The following is a 17,670-nucleotide window of genomic DNA, read 5'->3' on the forward strand; positions in this document are numbered from 1 at the left end:
CGGGAAATCCATGGCTTCGAGCTGACCTTCGCGTTCGGTGACCCACGCCACGCATTCCTCCTTACTGAGATCGGTCTTCTCGTACAAGGCAACCGCGCTCATGCGGGAGAGACCGAGTTCCATGAGTGAGAGGAGGGTCCTCGACGAAATACCAAACTCAAGTTGTGTGCCGATGTCCAAGCCGTGATCAATCAGGTCCTCACGGTTGATCTGGCGGAGATTATGTGCAGGACATCCATGTAGGCGGACAGATACTTCGGCGCCTTGAATCGCGCGACTTGCTCGACCAGCTCCATCGTGTTGCGGATCTGCACCGGAAGGCTGTAGGTCCTACCGGTGGTACTCGATGTTCCCGCGGATCATCTCGGCCAACCTCAAGGACTCGGGCGCCTATCTGCTCACCACATTCATGCGGCTCGGGTCCATTTCGGCGGCCAGTCTCTCGAAGCGCCACGATGCCGCGTCGATGGCATATTGCCGAAGTGGAACGCGACCCCGCGTTCAACGAGCGGTGCAAGGCGGAAGTTGGGGCGTACGCCCTTCCGGGCGAGGTCGGCGAGCTGTGCAAGCTCCGGATCGATTGAGCCAGGCTGAGGCAGGAGCTGGCTAACCAGATCGGCGACATCCTCCGACTCTCCGGCGCCGTTCGTGTAGACGAGCGTTCCGCCTCTCTGGCCCGCCGCTGCGGCGATGAAGGCGAGGCGCTTCCTAAGTCCCGCTGGCGTGCTTGCGAGCTGGAGCGTTCCGACTGGAAGTGTCGAACCCTGCTGTCGGACGGTCAGGTTCCAGAGCTTCGGCTTGCGTGGGGTTTGGTTCGCGACGATCAGGTTCTGGAGAACGGTGGGAGCGTCGCTGTCGACGGCGACAGTCTGCACACCGTCGGGCGCGTCCGTTAGCAATGCCTCCGGGTTCTGTGTCGCGGGGCTGATGAATACGACCTTCAGCTTCGAGTTCGCACGGCTAGCCCGCTCTACGGCGTCCTGCAAGATCACGCCGCGTTGGCTGTCCTCGATTTTGTGCGCCTCGTCCACGATAAGCAGGTCAATTGAGAACGCGTCGCCGAGCACGTTGGCGAGAAGGTGCAGCCGCTCCTGCGTGGAGACTAGAATTACTTGCGCGCCTCCAGCGCGCGCCGCTTCGTACTTGTCACGGAGGGGAAGGGACGACACCTCGATGCGCTTGGTCTTGCCGAGAAGACCTTGGAGAGTGGTCTCGATCTCCGAAACTAACACGCGGGTAGGGGCGAGGTAGACTGCGACCCGGGTGTCACCCGCGCTTAGTTGGTCGATCAACCACTGAAGGACGAGAAACGTCTTCCCGGAGGCAGTGGGGGCGGACGCCGAGAGCCAACTTCCTCCGCCCGCATTGGCCAGAAGCGTTGCTGAAAATCGTTCACCTGCAGCCAAGCGCCGCTCGATTCCACCAGGATGGAACGGTCCATCTCGCGACGCTGGGATTCAAGGCGCAGCGCCACACCTAGCCGTCCGGTCGAGACCGGCCGTCAGTAGGTGGCGATCGTTGGCTAGCGTGATGGCCCGGTAATTGGAGAGCTTGCCCAACAGGACAGCGCCCGCGTCCTTGAGTGCTTGATCGTCCGTCAGAGAGATCGCCGCAGTTGCGATCCGGAGCGCGGCCTCCTGGTCGATCCGTTGATCGGACCGCGCCAATATGCTGCCGGCGAGCAGCAGCCTTGGCCAATCGATCGCCACGGCAGAGGGGGCGGCGGGTTCGGGCACTAGGTTGTCAAGTTCGGTGCGCACGGTGAGTCGAATGATCGCATCGAGATCGTCGCGAATTCCTTCCTGAAGAAGCCACGACTGGAGACCGACTAGGCTCATTCCGTCTTAATCCCCATCGCTCTGAGAAATGCGGCGCGGAAGCCGTCGGCCGACGGCAGCGGGATGCAAAACAGCTCGATTTCCATCTGGTCGAGCTTCTCCGACTTGAGCCGCTCGCCGATCCTTTTGCTCCAAACGGTCAGTTCCGCGCGTGAGGCCTCAACGATCTCCTCCGCGATCGCCTTTACGTCATCTTTCGGATAGAACGGCGCGTCGAAGCCCACCAGGGCCACGCCGCAGTATTGGACCCGCTTGGACATCACCGACGACTTGTCAAAATACTTCTTCAGCGCGTCGGTGAGCGTCGCATCACTGAGGTCGGCCTTGTCGCTCAGGAGCACCAGATCGCGTTCCCCGTCGGTTTCCTCGTGTTCTGGTTCAATGAGGAAGGGAGCGAGTGAGGCGAGGCAGTCGCGGATCGCGGCTCCCGCGTCCTTGTAGATTTTGGATTCACCCCAGTAGAGCTTCGGGATGCCTTCCGGCATCACGCCAGCGTACACCCCATCGGCTCCATGGTAGTGTAGGCGCGTGTCTGTCTTGAGATCCATCTTGCACAGAATCTGAGGCAGCTTGAGGAAGCGCTCGGCCAATAAGAACAGCAGCATCTCGCCGCCCTCTCCGGTCTTCGCCAAATCGGTGAACGACCGCTTGGCGCGCTCGACGAGTTCGGCGACCGCCTCGGTGCTATTGTACTTGGCGTCGCGCGCTTTCGCTGCAGCGAGCTTCGAGCGCGGTATCGCATAGTCGACTACGGCGTTCCGCATGAACTCCGCCAGCCGGTGCGGCTGGACGCGGCCGTTTCCATCCACTGTGAGGCAATGACAGTGGATCTTGACCGAATGACCCTCGATGAGGACGTCGCGCTCCACCAACATGAGGTGAACGTCGAGTGCTTCCGGATTCCCTGTCACGCGCGGACGTGAGATCAGTCGCGGTGATGGTCGACAGACGGCCTACCCCCTTGTTCGTACGCCCGTCTGCCCCCAGACGAGTCAACCCATAATTGTAACCACCTAGACCTCCGCAGTCCATGTTCGGCGGGAATTGCCATCGAATCCGCGATGATCGCGAGCGGCGCTTTCATGCGCTGCGGACTAGACCAAAGCCTTCACGCGCGTCGTCGCTGTTGCTCGCAAGTCTAGAGCAGCATCGCATGCTCTTTACGAAAACATGCTCGGCAATAACGCGCCTGCCGTCTGCTCTTGGATGGTTGGCTTCTCGGAAACGACTGACCAAGGTAGGAGCCGATGTGCCCCTATTGTGCCCCCGCTTTTTTGGGGCACATTACAGGGGAAGCCAGCGACTAAATCATTGAATTCAGGTTTGAAATGGTGGGCGCACAAGGGATCGAACCTTGGACCTCTCCCGTGTGAAGGTAATTTGCCCCCTCGTCCATCATGCTGATTGACCTGCTCTTTTCCGTTTTTGGCGGATGCGCTGGGCGGATTTTGGGCGAGCCGCCCGTCGAGCCGCCCAACGATATAGCCGGCGCGCTCGGCGCCGGCGGCGTCGTACTCGATCGAGAACAACTCGGGCTTGGGCTCGGCCTCGACTGTGAGGTGCGCAATCCGCCGGCAATAGCCGATGATCGTGCCGGCCGCCCACGGCTGCAAGCGGCGGCCGGCGAATTCGTCGGCGCGCGACTGGATCGCATCAAGGGCCTGCCCGAGCGTCATTGGATCGAGGCTCACGATCGCATTTGTTGCAACCGCCTCGCGCACCTCGTCGAGCGACTTCCGCCCGAAATTCGGCAGGCGCAACAATTCCTCGTCGCTTTCGGCGCGGATTTGATCGAGGGTCAGAATGTCACCGTTATAGAGCGCGTTCGCGGCGCGCACGCCGATCGCGAGTTCGGCGATCTCGGTGTTGTAGAATGGTGGTTTCACTGCTTCCTTTCCCGGTTGCTGATCGCGCTCGTCACGAGCATCGCGCCGGCTGCGATCAGACATCCGCCGGCGATCATCGCCGGCAGCATATAGCCGTGCGCGCCCGTAAGCGCGCCGGCAATTCCTGTTGCGCCCATGAACGCGGCGGCGATGCCTTGGGCGGCGTCACGCTCGATCATGCGGTGCCTCGCTTGCGCTTCGCGGGCTTCACCGCCACAACCTTCTTTGCCGGGCCAGGCGCGGCCTTGGGTGCGATCGACGGCATGTTGTTGATCGAGGGCGCGGCGTGCGCGACGTTTACGTGCGCGTAGCGCAAAACCATTTCGAGGCTAGACCAACCGCCGAGTTCCTTGAGCAAGTTGAGATCGCGGTTTTCCTGATAGTGCCACGTTGCCCATGTGTGCCGGCAATCGTGCGGATGAAAATCGGTGATCTTGGCGCGACCAACCGCCGCCGTGAATCCTTTCTTGATCCGCGATCCCGCCGAGGTGTCGCGCGGATCATCCTCGTCGAGTGGCGCATAGGGCTCACCGAGTCCATATTCGACGATCTCGATCGGCTTGCCGCTGTTGCTCTTTGCCGGCAGGAAGCGGCGCACCTTGCGGCCTTGCTTCCTGAAAACGCAGCCCTCGCGATGTGGCAAATTGGCGAGGATCCCGACGAGATCGGGGTGCAAGGGCACGCCACGGTCGCGCCCGTTCTTTGTGTCGAGGAATTGCACCTGTCCGCGCTGCAAGTCGATGTTGCGCCAGTCGAGCCAAAGCGCCTCGCCGCATCGCGCGCCGGTGTAGAACAGGAAGGCGACGAGCGGTTTAAGATGCGGCGCGCACGCCTCGATCAGGTTGAACGCTTCGGCATGGGTGATCCAGCGCACGCGCCCCTTGGGCGGCTTTGGGCGCTTGATCTTGATCGGCGAACAAAGGCCGTGCTCGGCCGCCTTGTTCATGACGGCGGCGAGCGGCGTGTAAATCTGTCGATCGAGCGTCGCAGGCGCGAGGCCGGGGTAAATTGTTTTCGCCGCCTTGTCGATCGCGGCTTGATCGATCTTGGTGAGCGGTGTCGATCCGAAATGGTCGATCAGCGGTTGTAGGAATCGCGCCTCGCCGCCGTTCTCCAAATACGCGGCTACGCCGGCGAGGAATGTGCCGCCCGTCTTGACGCCATAGACACTACTTTGCAGGATTTCCCATTCCCGCTTCGCTTTGATTTCTCCAGCGATCTTGCGGTCATCCGTCTGGCAGCTTTCGCGGACAGAAATACCTCGAAGGGTGCCGCGGAGGTACCAATTTGGTGATCCGGCACGCTGGTAAAGTTTAAGGGGCATCTTTGAACTTCCGCTCCTCGCACCCCAATGGGTGCTACCTCATTATTGAGCGTATGAGCGAGCTCCAGTCCAGTCGATCAGATAGCCTGACTCCAAGAATGATAAAAGAACCCCCCGACAGGGGCAGCTGGGGCATCGCAAGCGAGCCTCAAATGATGCAATTTTGTATCGTACGAAACAGTATCGTCCTCAAGAACGGCCTCGAGGGGCCATACGTATGAACGTGTCGGGCCGTTAAACCCCTAGCGTCCTGTTTCAACGCGTGTAGCGCGCCGGCTGCGCCGGCGGGCGGCCGTCTAAGGCCTAATGTGGCACCCCGCTTCCAGCATAGAACGCGTCAATCCGGTTGCCCGCTGGCCCGCGGAGCGCGTTGTACCTCGCCCTTGGCCGCCGAGTCCGGAGCCGCCGCCACGGCCTCAAGCGGCGCGTCTTGGAGAACTAGGGCTATGCGGAGCGATCGTGCAGCGCAGCAGTCGTTGGTCATCCACAACAATGCTAATGTCCGCGCTCAGCGTGCGTAGCCCCGTCGAGCCCGGATCCGCAAATTTCGGGCAGGCTCATAACCTGAAGGTCATAGGTTCAAATCCCATCCCCGCAACCAACTAAAGCGCTGTTATTGCAGCAAAAATCCAAAAAATCGCTCGAAAGAGCGGCTTTTTGTTTGAGTGGAATCGCCACCGAGTCGCCACCGTCGATAACGTCGCCAAGACTCCCCGCAGGAAGCTTCAGGAACAAACTTAGTCCGACCGGTTTTCGCCGTCCCGAGCCATTCGAAGACAGGAGCATAGGTGTTCGTCTTCGCGTGAAGATTTGATACTGCAACCAGGAGGTATCGATTCGGGGGTGGCATGCTGACGGGTGAACTTCGTTCTAAGATCGATAACGTCTGGAACGCCTTCTGGGCTGGCGGCATCGCCAATCCGATCGAGGTGATCGAGCAGATCACCTATCTGCTGTTCATCCGCGGCCTCGACGAGGCACACACTCGCGAGGAGAACAAGGCCAACCGCCTCGGCAAGCCGATGGAGCGGCGCATCTTCCCCAAAGGCAAGGACGATCTCGGCAAGGGCGGCGGCGTCGCCTACGACGAGATGCGCTGGTCGCGGCTGAAGAACAAGGATCCCGCGACGATGTTTGCCATCGTCTCCGAGCACGTCTTCCCGTTCATGCGCAATATGGCCGAAGAGGGCACCGCGCACGCCACCCACATGAAGGGTGCGCGCTTCACCATTCCAACGCCCGCGCTGCTCGCTAAGGTCGTCGATCTCCTCGCCGATATTCCGATGGAAGACCGCGACACCAAGGGCGACCTCTATGAATACATGCTAGGCAAGATCGCGACCGCGGGCCAAAATGGCCAGTTCCGCACGCCGCGCCACATCATCGCGCTGATGGTCGAGATGACCGCGCCGACGCCGAAGGACGTGATCTGCGATCCCGCCTGTGGCACCTGCGGCTTTCTGGTCGCGGCCGGCGAATATCTCCGGGACAACCATCCTAAACTGTTTCACGATAAGGCAAGCCGCGATCATTTCAACGAGGAGATGTTCCACGGCTTCGATTTCGACGGCACGATGCTGCGCATTGGCTCGATGAACATGACTCTGCACGGGGTCGACGACCCCGATATCCGCTACAAGGATTCGCTCTCGCAGGAGCACGCTGGCGATACCGATCGCTATTCGCTCGTGCTGGCTAATCCGCCTTTTGCTGGCTCGCTGGATTACGAAACGACGGCGAAAGACCTGCTCGCGATAGTCAAGACCAAAAAGACCGAACTCCTGTTCATGGCGCTGTTCCTCAAGCTGTTGAAGCCTGGAGGGCGTGCGGCGGTGATCGTGCCTGATGGCGTTCTGTTCGGTTCGTCCATCGCGCATAAGGCAATCCGCAGGATGGTGGTCGAGGATCACAGGCTGGATGGCATCGTAAAACTGCCGCCGGGCGTATTCCGGCCGTATGCCGGTGTCTCCACCGCAATCGTGCTGTTCACCAAGACGAATTCCGGCGGAACCGATCACGTCTGGTTCTACGATTGCCAGGCCGACGGCTTCTCGCTTGATGACAAACGCAACGCACTGCTGCCGGCAGACAAGATTGGCCTTAAGGTCAAGCTTGGCGCCGACGAGCACACGAAGAATAATCTCCCTGACATTGCCGGACGCTGGAAGGAGCGGGCCGATTCAGAGCGCAAACGCCCACGTACCGCACAGAGTTTCTGCGTTCCAAAAGCGGAGATTGCCGCGGCAGGCTACGATCTTTCGATCGGTCGCTACAAGGAAGTGGTGCACGAGGCGACCGAACATCGGCCGCCGAAGGAAATTATCGCGGAGTTGAAGGAGCTGGAAAAGGAGATTGCCAATGGGCTAAATGAATTGGAGAGGACTTTGACGTGAACCTTAAGGCGGACACAGGAGGCGCCTTCGCGAAAGCTTGCCAATTGGGCGACCTCCTCGATTTTCGAAACGAGATTGTACATCCGAAAGATCGTCCCGCGGGATCGTCGATCTTCGTCGGCCTGGAGCACATCGAACGAGATACTGGCGTCCGCATCGGGGCGGTACGCATTGATCTATCGGAATTGACAGGACGACGCGCGCGGTTCTATGCGGGCGATATTGTCTACGGTTACCTGCGCCCCTACCTTAACAAAGTCTGGATTGCCGAATTCGACGGAATATGCTCCGTCGATCAGTATGTCTTTATCGTCCGGCCCGAAGTTGATCGCGAATACATCGCTCGATTTCTTCGAAGCGATCAATTTCTTAAGACGGCTCCGATTGACTCAACTCCCGGTCAACTGCCGAGGATACGCTCCGGCGAGATTGCTGCGACGCCAATCGCACTTCCAACTCTAGCGGAGCAGCGGCGGATCGCGGCGATACTAGAAGAAGCAGACGATTTGCGCCTCAACCATAGGCGTGCCCTCAAGCTGCTTGATGATCTTGCCCAATCGATCTTCGTAGAGATGTTCGGAGAAATGGTCGATCGAGGCGACGTTAGATATCCGGTCGCATGCTTTGCTGAACTCTTATCCTCTCAGAAGATCGGGCTTGTGAGAGCGGCAAGCGAACTCAGCGAAGATGCACCCGTGCCCTACCTCAGAATGGATGCCATTGCTCTCGACGGGCAGCTTGATCTCGAAGGTACGAGGCGGACCCATGCATCGGAATTCGAGATTTCAGAGTACGCTCTAAAGCCTGGTGATTTCTTGTTCAACACTCGCAATTCGCGCGAGCTCGTTGGCAAGGCGGCGGTATTTGATGGCCCTGACGGTTATATCTACAACAACAATATTTTGCGGGTCCGATTTGCCGAGAGATTGAGGCCGGAATATGCGTCCGCCTTCTTCAGGACTCGGCTTGCGAGAAGCGAGCTTGAGCTAAGAAAATCTGGCACCACAAGCGTATACGCCATCTACCAAAAGAACCTCGATACAATGCCGATTGTTGTGCCTCCGACCAAGGATCAAGCAAAGTTCGCTGAGATGATCAGCCAGATCAAGAAGCAAAAGGCACATCTTCGAGACGCGGAAAGGCGATCGAGGCAGCTTTTCTCCTCCCTCCAGCACCGCGCCTTCTCCGGGCAGCTCTGACCATGCAGACCGAATTCGATTGGGATCCCGGTCAAGGCCGAGAGCAATCGACGCAAGCATGAGGTCGCCTTCGAGGCGGCGATGGGCGTTTTCGGCGATCCGCTGGCCCTGTCGCTGCTCCAAAGAGTCTGGCGAAGGGGAGGAGCGATGGGGTTACCATGGGTCGGAACCCGGCCGGCAACCTGCTCTTGGTCGGGCATACCTATGTCGAACTGTCCGCGGACCGGGCGCAGGTCCGCGTCATTTCGGCGCGCCACCCGACCCGCCGCGAGATCAAGTCCTACGAAGATGGGTGATCCGATGAAGGACGAATATGATTTCTCAGCCGCCGAGCGCGGCAAGTTTTTTCAGCAAGGCGCGCGCCTCGTGCCGCCGGTGCATCTGGAGCCCGATGTCCTGGCCTATCTATCCGAGCTAGCCGATGCGAAGGGGACCTCGCTAAACGAGCTGGTGAACACCCTCCTTAAAGAGGATATCGAGCAGCTCGACGCAGCCAAATAGCAGCCCCCAACGGCGGCGTGTCCCGGCGCGCGCAGTTGGCAAGCGGTCCCGTAGGGGTTGCATCCCGCTCGCCCGGATGGGACCATACCTCCCGTCATTGAGGCCTGTCGGGCAGACAGGCGAGTGCAGGGGGAGCTGGATTGCCCAAAAGTCTTGATCAAGCCGTTGAGGCCCGCGCGGCGGCGGAAGCCGCCTGAGCCGGCCGATGTCGAATTTCGCCTTTCTAGCCGCCGAGTTTCCCGCCGTGCACGAGGCCGCGCTGGAAGCCGAGCGCCAGGCGGCGCTATCGCCGACGGCGGCGGCGTTCTTTGCCGGCAAGACCGTCGAGGTCGCCGTGAAATGGGCGTTTCGATCCGATCCCAATCTCAAGCTACCCTATCAGGACAATATCTCTGCGCTGCTCCATGAGCCGAGCTTTCGCCGCGCTGCGGGCGAGGCGGTGTTCGCCAAGGCGAAGTACATCAACACGCTGCGCAATCGCGCAGTCCATGAAGAGCGGCGCATCAGCGCCGGCGATGCCACCGGTGCGTTGAAGGAGCTGTTTCACGTCTGCTTCTGGTTTGCGCGCACCTACGCGATGATCAAGCCGGCTGATAGCCTCGCCTTCGATCCGTCAGCGCTCTCACGGCGCGACGATGTCTTGAAGAAGGCCTTCGTCCAGCTCAAGACCCAGCAGGCCGAGCTCGACGCCAAGAACGGCGAACTGACGAAGCTGCTCCTCGACAAGCAGAACCTCGACGAGGAACTGAAGACAATCCGCGCCGAGGTGGCCGCCGCCCGCAAGGCCGCGGAAGCGCGGCCGGACCGGCACGACTATAACGAGGCCGAGACACGGGATCGCTATATCGACCTCCTGCTGCGCGAGGCCGGCTGGGCGCTCGACAAGCCCGACGACACCGAGTTTCGCCTTGAGGGTATGCCCAACAATGAGGGCGTCGGCTTTGTCGATTACGTGCTCTGGGGCGCCGACGGCAAGCCGCTCGGCCTGGTCGAGGCCAAGCGGACCCGCAAGGATGCGCGCGCGGGCCAGCAGCAAGCAAAACTCTATGCCGACCGGCTGGAAGCACGGTACGGCCAGCGGCCCGTGATCTTCTATTCCAATGGCTATGAGCACTGGATCTGGGACGACACGCGCTATCCGCCGCGCCAGATCGGCGGCTTTCACAAGCGCGACGATCTGGAGCTTCTGATTCAGCGCCGGGCCAGCCGCAGATGGCTCGGCGCAGAAGCCATCAACCGCAAGATCGTCGAGCGGCCCTACCAGCACCGGGCCATCCGCTCCATCGCCAAGCATTTCGAGGAGGACGCGGAGCGCAAGGCGCTTCTCGTCATGGCGACCGGCTCCGGCAAGACGCGCACCGTCATCGCGCTGGTCGATCTCCTGATGCGCGCCGGCTGGGTCAAGCGGGTGCTGTTCCTCGCCGACCGAGTCGCGCTGGTGAACCAGGCGGCCGGCGCGTTCAAGGTCCATCTGCCCGACTCCGCGCCGGTCAATCTCGTGACCGAACGGACCAGCGAGGGCCGGGTCTTCATCTCGACCTATCCGACCATGATGGGACTGATCGACGGGAAGCAAGAGGGAAAGGCCAAGTTCGGTCCCGGACATTTCGATCTCATCGTCATCGACGAGGCGCATCGCTCGGTCTACCAGCGCTATCGGGCCATCTTCGAGTATTTCGACTCCTTGCTCGTTGGTCTCACAGCGACGCCGAAGGACGAGATCGATCGCAACACCTATTCGCTGTTCGACCTCGAAGACGGCGTGCCGACCGACGCGTATTCGCTGGAGGAGGCGGTGGCTGAGGGGCACCTCGTGCCGCCAAAGACCATCTCGGTGCCATTGAAGATCGTGCGCTCCGGTCTTCGCTATGATGACCTGTCCCTCGAGGAAAAAGACCAGTGGGACATGCTGGAATGGGGCGAGGACGATGTTCCCGACACCATCGAAGCCGCCGAGGTGAACAAGCGTCTCTTCAACGAGGAGACCGTCGATCTCGTCATCGCCCACCTCATGCAGAACGGCTTGAAGGTTGAGGGCGGCGACCGGCTCGGCAAAGCCATCATCTTTGCCAAGAACGAGGCACATGCGAAATTCATCGAGGCGCGCTTCAATACCGCATATCCGGCGCTGGCGGGCCATTTTGCCCGCGTCATCACGCATCAGACCGGCGCCTACACGCAGACTTTGATCGACGATTTTTCGATCAAGACCAAGGCGCCGCATATCGCCATCTCCGTCGACATGCTCGACACCGGCATCGACGTGCCGGAAGTCGTCAACCTCGTCTTCTTCAAGCCGATCCGCTCCAAGACAAAATTCTGGCAGATGATCGGCCGCGGCACGCGGCTGTGCCCCGATCTGTTTGGTCCCGGACAGGACAAGGAGTTCTTCCGGGTCTTCGACTACTGCCAGAATATCGAGTTCTTCGGTGCCAATCCCGAATTGAAGGATGCGAGCGCGGCACGTTCGCTGTCCGAGCGCCTCTTCGCCGGACGGGTCGATCTGGTACGTGCGTTGGACGAGAAGCACGCCAGGGCAGATGGCTTCGCTGCGGGCGAACAGGCTCCCTATGGATCGGGCGACGAGGCGCCGCCGGGCGAGCCGGAAATTCGCGCGTCCGCGGTCAAGACGCTGCAGGACATCGTGGGCGGAATGAATGAAGATAATTTCATTGTGCGTCAGCACCGTCGCTCGGTGGAGAAGTTCCGCGCGCCAACGGCTTGGGAGACGATCGACGAGGAGAAGCGCAAAGAGCTAATCGAGGAGGTCGCGCCGCTTCCCTCTAGCCACATGCTGGGCACCGAGGACGCCAAGCGTTTCGACCTCCTGATGTTCCAGCTCGAGCTAGCGCTGCTCAAGGGTTCGAAGCGCTTCGACACCCTGCGCAAGCAGCTTCTCGAGATTGCGTCCGCTTTGGAGGAGCAAACCGCCATTCCTGCGATCGCGCAACATGCCGAACTGATCGAGGAAATTCAGACCGACCAGTGGTGGGAAGGCGTCACAGTACCGCTCCTGGAGCTCGTGCGTCTGCGCCTCCGCGATCTTGTCCAGCACATCGAGAAGGGCAAGAAGGCGATCGTTTATTCGAATTTTGCAGATGAGATCGGCGAAGGTATCGAACTGCAATTGCCGCAAGTGGGAGAGGCCGACTTTGCCCGCTTCAAAACCAAGGCGCGACATTTCCTGCGGGCGGACCAGGACAACATCGTTTTGCACAAGCTGCGGCAGGGCAAGCCGCTAACCCCATCAGACTTGAATGAGTTAGAGAAGTTGCTTCTCGATGCTGGCGTCGGTGCGGCCGGCGACATCGAACGTGCGCGCGAGACGAGCCATGGATTTGGCCGGTTCGTTCGCTCGCTGGTCGGGCTAGACCGCGTTGCCGTGAGCGAAGCCTTCGGCGAATTCCTGGCGGCTGGCATCGCGAGCGCCGCTCAGATCGAGTTCATCAACATGGTGATCGAGCATCTTACCGATCAAGGCATGATGGACCCGTCGCTTTTGTATGAACCGCCTTTCACCGGAGTTGCGCCGACTGGGCCGGAGCATCTGTTCGATGAAGCCAAGGTAGTTCGCTTGGTCAGCAAGATACGTGAGATCAACGAAAGTGCGGTGGCTTAGGGTTTTCCCCGCTTTTACCCAGGAAAACGTTGCTTGATGAATTGCTGAGTCTGGCTCGGCGGAAGCTCTGACGTTGCGGCACCGGTCCTAACGTAAAATCGCTCAACACCACCGTCTTTCACAAAGACCGGCGTCTTTGACGGTTGGCAATCGATCACCATCACCCTTGCATCCTGGTAGTCGTCGAATCGCGGCGAGATATAAAGCATCGACGTCGCCCCAATGCGATCTTTAATTATGTTGACCAGATGAAGGTCCATCTTGTCCTCGTTGGGGAACTTGTCGGCGGAGATACCGACCGGTTCGCCGTCGTCCGACACGCCAATGACAAGGGTGCCACCATTCATATTCAGAAATGCCGCGATGGTCTTCAGTACTACGAGCTCCATCTTGCTGTCTTTCTCTCCGGTATGAAGATTCGTACGCAAGGTGGACTTGAATTCGATTGACGTTCCTTCATGCGCCTGGACCAGCTGTTCGACAGTGAGAGCTGAAGCCTTGGATTCGGTTGGTTCTCCCCCGGCCAGCTTTTGGTAAGCATCGCGAATGCTCGTAGCCATCAGCTCCCGCCGCTTCTTCAAGAATTCATGGTACCCCATATTCTCCCAGCCTTCCGGCAGCGCGTGCCACGCATACATTTGCGCTAATTCGGTGCTTTTGAACCGCTGGGCTAGGGCAGGGACATAGTCGGTCGGAGAGGTCCCGCTTATCTCTCCGTTGTCACCCCATTCGACAAGCGTGAAGTTAGCAATCTGGTTGGTCTCCCTAGGGTCGGCAATGCCGATTTTCTTGAGATGCTCTTTTGGAAATAGGTGATGCCGTTCCAGGGCGGACTTCTTCGATTTGGTCGACGGGTCCAGGAGCTCGGTAACCTTGTGTTTTGAGAAAAGAACGCGCGCATCATGTAGAGTCAGAGCAGCAAAGAATGCGAACATTGAAGGGCTGCTTGCGGCAGCGGTGGCCAAATCATTAGGCAGTGTAATTGCCCAGTAATCGTTCGTGAGCGTTGCGTTGCAGATCTCTTCGATTACAGACACGAAACTAGCAGGGTCTTGGACCCCTCGAAGTCGCGCAAGGTCGAATTCCATCTTGGACTCGGGGGAGCTGCTGTATCGACCGGTAAGGGCCGTCATGAAAAACCATCGCGCGATAAGCTGGCGCAGCTTGAACTCATCAACCTTGTATTCGGTGCGCCCTAGCAGGTAGAGAATGTAAGCGAATACAATGTTGTTCTGTGAGCTGATTATTCTGCCGCTGCGGAAACCAGCTTGCATGATCGCTTTTAGAAAGTCGTGCCAGTACGTGAGATCGAGAACTCGTGCTTGTGCGTATTTCAGAATCGCGAACTGCGCCTCGCGACGTTCTGTGCTAAATGCGCCCGTTTCCAGGTCTTTGCCTCTGAGTATCGAGTAGACATATTGCAGGCGCGCTCGTCTGAATCCGAGCCCAACACTCACGCGCAAGAGCTGGTCCGGATCTGGTTCGATGAAGTGGTTGAATGAAGAGGGACCATTGCTGGGTGTTCGCGCTTGCCGACAGAAATCTTCGAGCTGGGTTCTGCCTTGATCCCAAAACACAGACATGAGCGTGAGGATAAAGTCAGCCTGATTGAGCTTCTTGCCCTCGCTATTAATGCGAACGAATATTTCGGCTACTTGCTCTTCGTCGATGCCGGCTGAAAGAGCTAAGGTCGTGAATGGAAAGCTGAGCAAATTTTGTAGCTTTGAGAATGCCTTCCGGATTCTCTTTCTTTCGTCCGGCGATATATCCCGCGCTTGAGCTAAGGCGTCGAGGTAACCATCTACCAAGTCGAATAGATCGGTTTCCTTGGACCAAATCACAGATATATTTGGGATGAAGGCTGGATCTCTTTTTATAGCCGCGTCGAGAACTTCGAACTTTTCGAGAAGTGGATTGAACGCGATCTCGATCTTCTCAGATTGGTAGTCTTCACGGACAACTGGGACGCCTCTAGTGACAGCATACAAGGACGTTAGACGCTGCTGTCCATCCACGATTAGAAGGCTGGGCGTTTTTTGCTTGCCGTCCGTCCCAATCGACTTGCTACCTCCCTCGATTCCATTCTCCCAGAGAAGGAAGTAGCCGACCGGAAAGCCCCGATATATCGAATCGAAGAGGTTGCGAACTTTAGCGTTCTTCCAAACAAAAGGTCGTTGGATGTCTGGCAGGCCGATCGAGCCCATCTGAATTGAGTCCATCAGAGTGCCAAGCGTATAATCGACTTTGTTGAAAACCTGCTCGCTCATATTCTTCCCCAGCCGCGGTTAGTGGACCCAGGGGCTGCCTACGAGCTCCCGAATCATTGGTCGTTATGGATTTGTGAAGAAAGTCCCCAGCGGGAAAGCGTTTGAACGAGTCAGGACACAACGCGCATCCGCCAGCTGCCTAGATATCTCCGCCGTTCCCCCGCTTTATCAAATTATCACCGACAAAATACGACAACTATTACAAGTACTACTGAACGCCTGCAATCTGCAAGGTTCTGCGGCGACATACGACATGCTAAATAATCGATCCGTGGAGCACTATATGTTTCTTGCCTTAAGCATTCGACTTTCCGCGCCGTCGTGGAGAGAACAGAATGAACGAGCCAGACTCGGGTGAGGCTTCTATAAGCGCAACGCTCTTCGATGTCCTCTTTTCACCGTCGTCTCGAGAGAGACTCTTTACGTGAAGCCAGGGATCCTTGCCATTACTGTCCTGAATGAAGCCTTCTTGGTCAAACTCCGGAAACCAAGTGGCTCTGCCCGAATCAAAGAGGTAGTCGAACCTCTTTATTAGCGGACCCAATACTCGAACCCTGACCTGCTGCATGCCTGCTGATGTTGCAGGCCGAAATGGCCTACTTGTTCTTTTCAGTAGGGGCAATTTTCGATCATCAATGTGCCAATCGGCGTCCACCTCCAAGCTGCCTCTGCCAACGTCAAGACCCTCTGCGCGGCACGTCAGTGATGTTGCGGCTAAATGGATTTGGGACAACGCCTCTAACGGAGAGCCAGGAAGAGTATCGAACAGGTGGATATGCACCTCTGTATCGAGGGACCGTATCTCACTGAGTTCTTCCGCGAGCTCAAAATATACAACGTCGTCTCGAGTTGGGACGTGGCCCGCTGACCGTGTTGCCACGATTACGACCGTCTTTTTAAGTTCGGCATCCCTGGGGGTGTCATTAGCTTCGGCTCGGAGACCATCAAAAAACTCCCTTGTCCACCACGCGTAACCCTCCTTCATTGATGGATCATAGGAAATTGCCTGTGCGAACGCTTGATCGACGTGGTTCCTTATTTCGCCGAGAATAGAATCCGCAGGCGTGCCTTCCAAGAGTACCCCCGCTTCGCCATTGAAGCCACGCAAGGCGAAGCCAGTCACATTATGGGAACCGACAAACGCTGACGCTAACCCGGAATCCGTCTCGAACAGATAGATCTTGCTGTGTAACATTGGATGATAGCGTGCGAACGGATTGCGATATCCACCGCTCATTCGAGAGTGGCCCAAGTGGACGCGAAACACGGATGGAGCGACGCCCGCGACTATCAGTTGGTCAATTGCTTCAAAAGCACGATAGGTCCCCGCTCCCACGACGAAGCGGGCAAGCTTTCCGATCTGCGAAGGAGATCGCAAAGTTAGCGCTTCTATACCGTCCGGGGTCACAAAGCCCGCGACAATGGAGACGCTGCGGCAACGGGCTACCAGTGAGCTTAGCAGGGCAGCAATGTCGCGCTGGGGCTGTGAGTGCAAAAATCGGACACTGGTCACCAAGGGAAGTCCCTCTTATCTGTTGCGTGGCAAGCTTGATATTGCGCCCTACTGTCGAGCAAGCCATGTGACGTCTCGAGTCTGTTCGCTCTTATGAGAGATCAGGACGTCCCAAACTCGATCAGCATTTGAGAAACGAACGTAGATCCTGCCCGCATCATCTTGGCCGTCGCTCATGTGGCGCTCCCACCAGTGCTCGAGCCCTTTGAGCTTCTTCCAAGTCGGAGGGAAGCGCCCATTTATGGTGCGCAATTCTGCAAGGCCACGGTAAAGAGCTCGCCGATTGGAGAATTCGGCTGCGACTACATTTAAACTGTCCCGCATCAGACGCACCTCCGGAATGAGTGCGGCAAGGACAACTTCGATCTCGTCCCTGATCTTGCCGACGCGCGGCGGTGGCCGATCTTGGCGGCCTGCGTTGAGCAGCTCTTGTGCCTCAGCTGCTGCCAAATCGGCCTGTTGCCTGGCCTCGCGTTCCAGATCGACAGCTAGCCTTAGTTCCTCGATCTGAACCTGCGTGTCGGCCGCGTTCGTCGACTCTAGTTTCAGTCGTGCGATCTCGACGCGCAGAGCTGCTTCGCGGGCTTTGGCAGAAGCGAGTTCCGTGGCGATGAGTTGGGCGCGATATTCGCCTAAGGTCTTATGGCTATCTCGTTCCGTAGCTTGATCGCTGAGGACATTTCTGAGAACTGTTGATAGCGAGTCGTTCGCCCCCCTAGGTCGAACGATGCGAACAAACCAATCTGCTTCGAATTCCTCCACAGGATCGCCAAGGTATCGTCCAGTCCTAATGATCTCATAGCCGGAAGCCCTGAGGCGGTTCGCTGCTTCTTCGCAGTCCGTGACGCTGCCTGACACGAGCACGTAGGCTTCGTCCACGCCCTCGATAATGGCGAAGTCTGTCCGAGCTGTTGGCCTTGCCCCGCTCAGAACGCAATCGCTTGGCGCGAACGCTTCGCTGCCCATCTCGATGCGATGGTCAGGAGGACAGAGCGGATAGGCTAGACCACGCCAGATGGCTCCCTGGCGCCCGCCAGGCAGCAAGACGAGCTCGCAAGACCTCGTCTCAAACAGCTGGTCGCCATTAAAAATTGCTATCATCATGATTGTACTGTTAAAATAGCACACGT

Annotated in this window: 14 protein-coding genes; 5 read left to right on the forward strand and 9 right to left on the reverse strand. The window is 58.4% G+C overall.

What is annotated here, in order from left to right; translation table 11 throughout:
• Positions 1-407 precede the first annotated feature (407 nt).
• From IC66_RS43790 to IC66_RS0132405, 6 genes are all read right to left on the reverse strand, one after another.
• On the reverse strand, positions 408-1,406 hold the full coding sequence (locus tag IC66_RS43790; RefSeq protein ID WP_014497703.1) for a DEAD/DEAH box helicase: 999 nt from the start codon (positions 1,404-1,406) through the stop codon (positions 408-410).
• 51 nt (positions 1,407-1,457) lie between these two features.
• Complete coding sequence (locus IC66_RS48525) at positions 1,458-1,838, reverse strand: hypothetical protein (RefSeq protein WP_011084976.1); 381 nt, start codon at positions 1,836-1,838, stop codon at positions 1,458-1,460.
• Positions 1,835-2,713, reverse strand: coding sequence for a HamA C-terminal domain-containing protein (locus IC66_RS0132390; protein WP_244429201.1), 879 nt, complete (start codon positions 2,711-2,713; stop codon positions 1,835-1,837). Before IC66_RS0132390 ends, IC66_RS48525 begins: the two co-directional genes overlap by 4 nt.
• 285 nt (positions 2,714-2,998) lie before the next feature.
• A complete protein-coding gene (locus tag IC66_RS0132395; RefSeq protein WP_038950439.1) occupies positions 2,999-3,724 on the reverse strand; it encodes a DNA-directed RNA polymerase subunit alpha C-terminal domain-containing protein in 726 nt (241 codons plus the stop codon).
• Positions 3,721-3,903: a hypothetical protein gene (locus IC66_RS46570; protein ID WP_038950440.1), complete on the reverse strand. Its 183-nt coding sequence runs from the start codon at positions 3,901-3,903 to the stop codon at positions 3,721-3,723. The genes IC66_RS0132395 and IC66_RS46570 overlap by 4 nt, the downstream gene beginning before the upstream one ends.
• Entirely contained in the window at positions 3,900-5,048 is a 1,149-nt protein-coding gene (locus tag IC66_RS0132405; RefSeq protein ID WP_038950441.1) for a tyrosine-type recombinase/integrase, read from the reverse strand. Before IC66_RS0132405 ends, IC66_RS46570 begins: the two co-directional genes overlap by 4 nt.
• 848 nt (positions 5,049-5,896) lie before the next feature.
• Between IC66_RS0132405 and IC66_RS0132410 the strand changes: the two genes are divergently transcribed.
• The 5 genes from IC66_RS0132410 (at position 5,897) to IC66_RS0132430 (ending at position 12,760) form a co-directional block, all read left to right on the forward strand.
• On the forward strand, positions 5,897-7,441 hold the full coding sequence (locus IC66_RS0132410; RefSeq protein WP_038950442.1) for a type I restriction-modification system subunit M: 1,545 nt from the start codon (positions 5,897-5,899) through the stop codon (positions 7,439-7,441).
• Positions 7,438-8,640: a restriction endonuclease subunit S gene (locus IC66_RS42785; protein WP_049806696.1), complete on the forward strand. Its 1,203-nt coding sequence runs from the start codon at positions 7,438-7,440 to the stop codon at positions 8,638-8,640. The genes IC66_RS0132410 and IC66_RS42785 overlap by 4 nt, the downstream gene beginning before the upstream one ends.
• Before the next feature lie 158 nt (positions 8,641-8,798).
• A complete protein-coding gene (locus IC66_RS47955) occupies positions 8,799-8,936 on the forward strand; it encodes a hypothetical protein (RefSeq protein WP_202948583.1) in 138 nt (45 codons plus the stop codon).
• Between the two features lie 4 nt (positions 8,937-8,940).
• Complete coding sequence (locus IC66_RS0132425) at positions 8,941-9,141, forward strand: hypothetical protein (protein WP_038950444.1); 201 nt, start codon at positions 8,941-8,943, stop codon at positions 9,139-9,141.
• A gap of 205 nt (positions 9,142-9,346) precedes the next feature.
• Positions 9,347-12,760 carry a DEAD/DEAH box helicase family protein gene (locus IC66_RS0132430; protein WP_038950445.1) on the forward strand — a complete coding sequence of 1,138 codons (3,414 nt, stop codon included), beginning with the start codon at positions 9,347-9,349 and terminating at the stop codon, positions 12,758-12,760.
• 14 nt (positions 12,761-12,774) lie between these two features.
• Here the strand turns inward: IC66_RS0132430 and IC66_RS0132435 are convergent, their stop codons facing one another.
• From IC66_RS0132435 to IC66_RS0132445, 3 genes are all read right to left on the reverse strand, one after another.
• A complete protein-coding gene (locus IC66_RS0132435; RefSeq protein ID WP_038950446.1) occupies positions 12,775-15,027 on the reverse strand; it encodes a GmrSD restriction endonuclease domain-containing protein in 2,253 nt (750 codons plus the stop codon).
• 295 nt (positions 15,028-15,322) lie between these two features.
• On the reverse strand, positions 15,323-16,222 hold the full coding sequence (locus IC66_RS0132440; protein ID WP_038950447.1) for a hypothetical protein: 900 nt from the start codon (positions 16,220-16,222) through the stop codon (positions 15,323-15,325).
• 366 nt (positions 16,223-16,588) lie between these two features.
• On the reverse strand, positions 16,589-17,644 hold the full coding sequence (locus IC66_RS0132445; protein WP_038950448.1) for a hypothetical protein: 1,056 nt from the start codon (positions 17,642-17,644) through the stop codon (positions 16,589-16,591).
• Between the last annotated feature and the right edge of the window lie 26 nt (positions 17,645-17,670).

Source organism: Bradyrhizobium genomosp. III, assembly GCF_000261705.1.
Lineage (GTDB): Bacteria > Pseudomonadota > Alphaproteobacteria > Rhizobiales > Xanthobacteraceae > Bradyrhizobium > Bradyrhizobium ottawaense.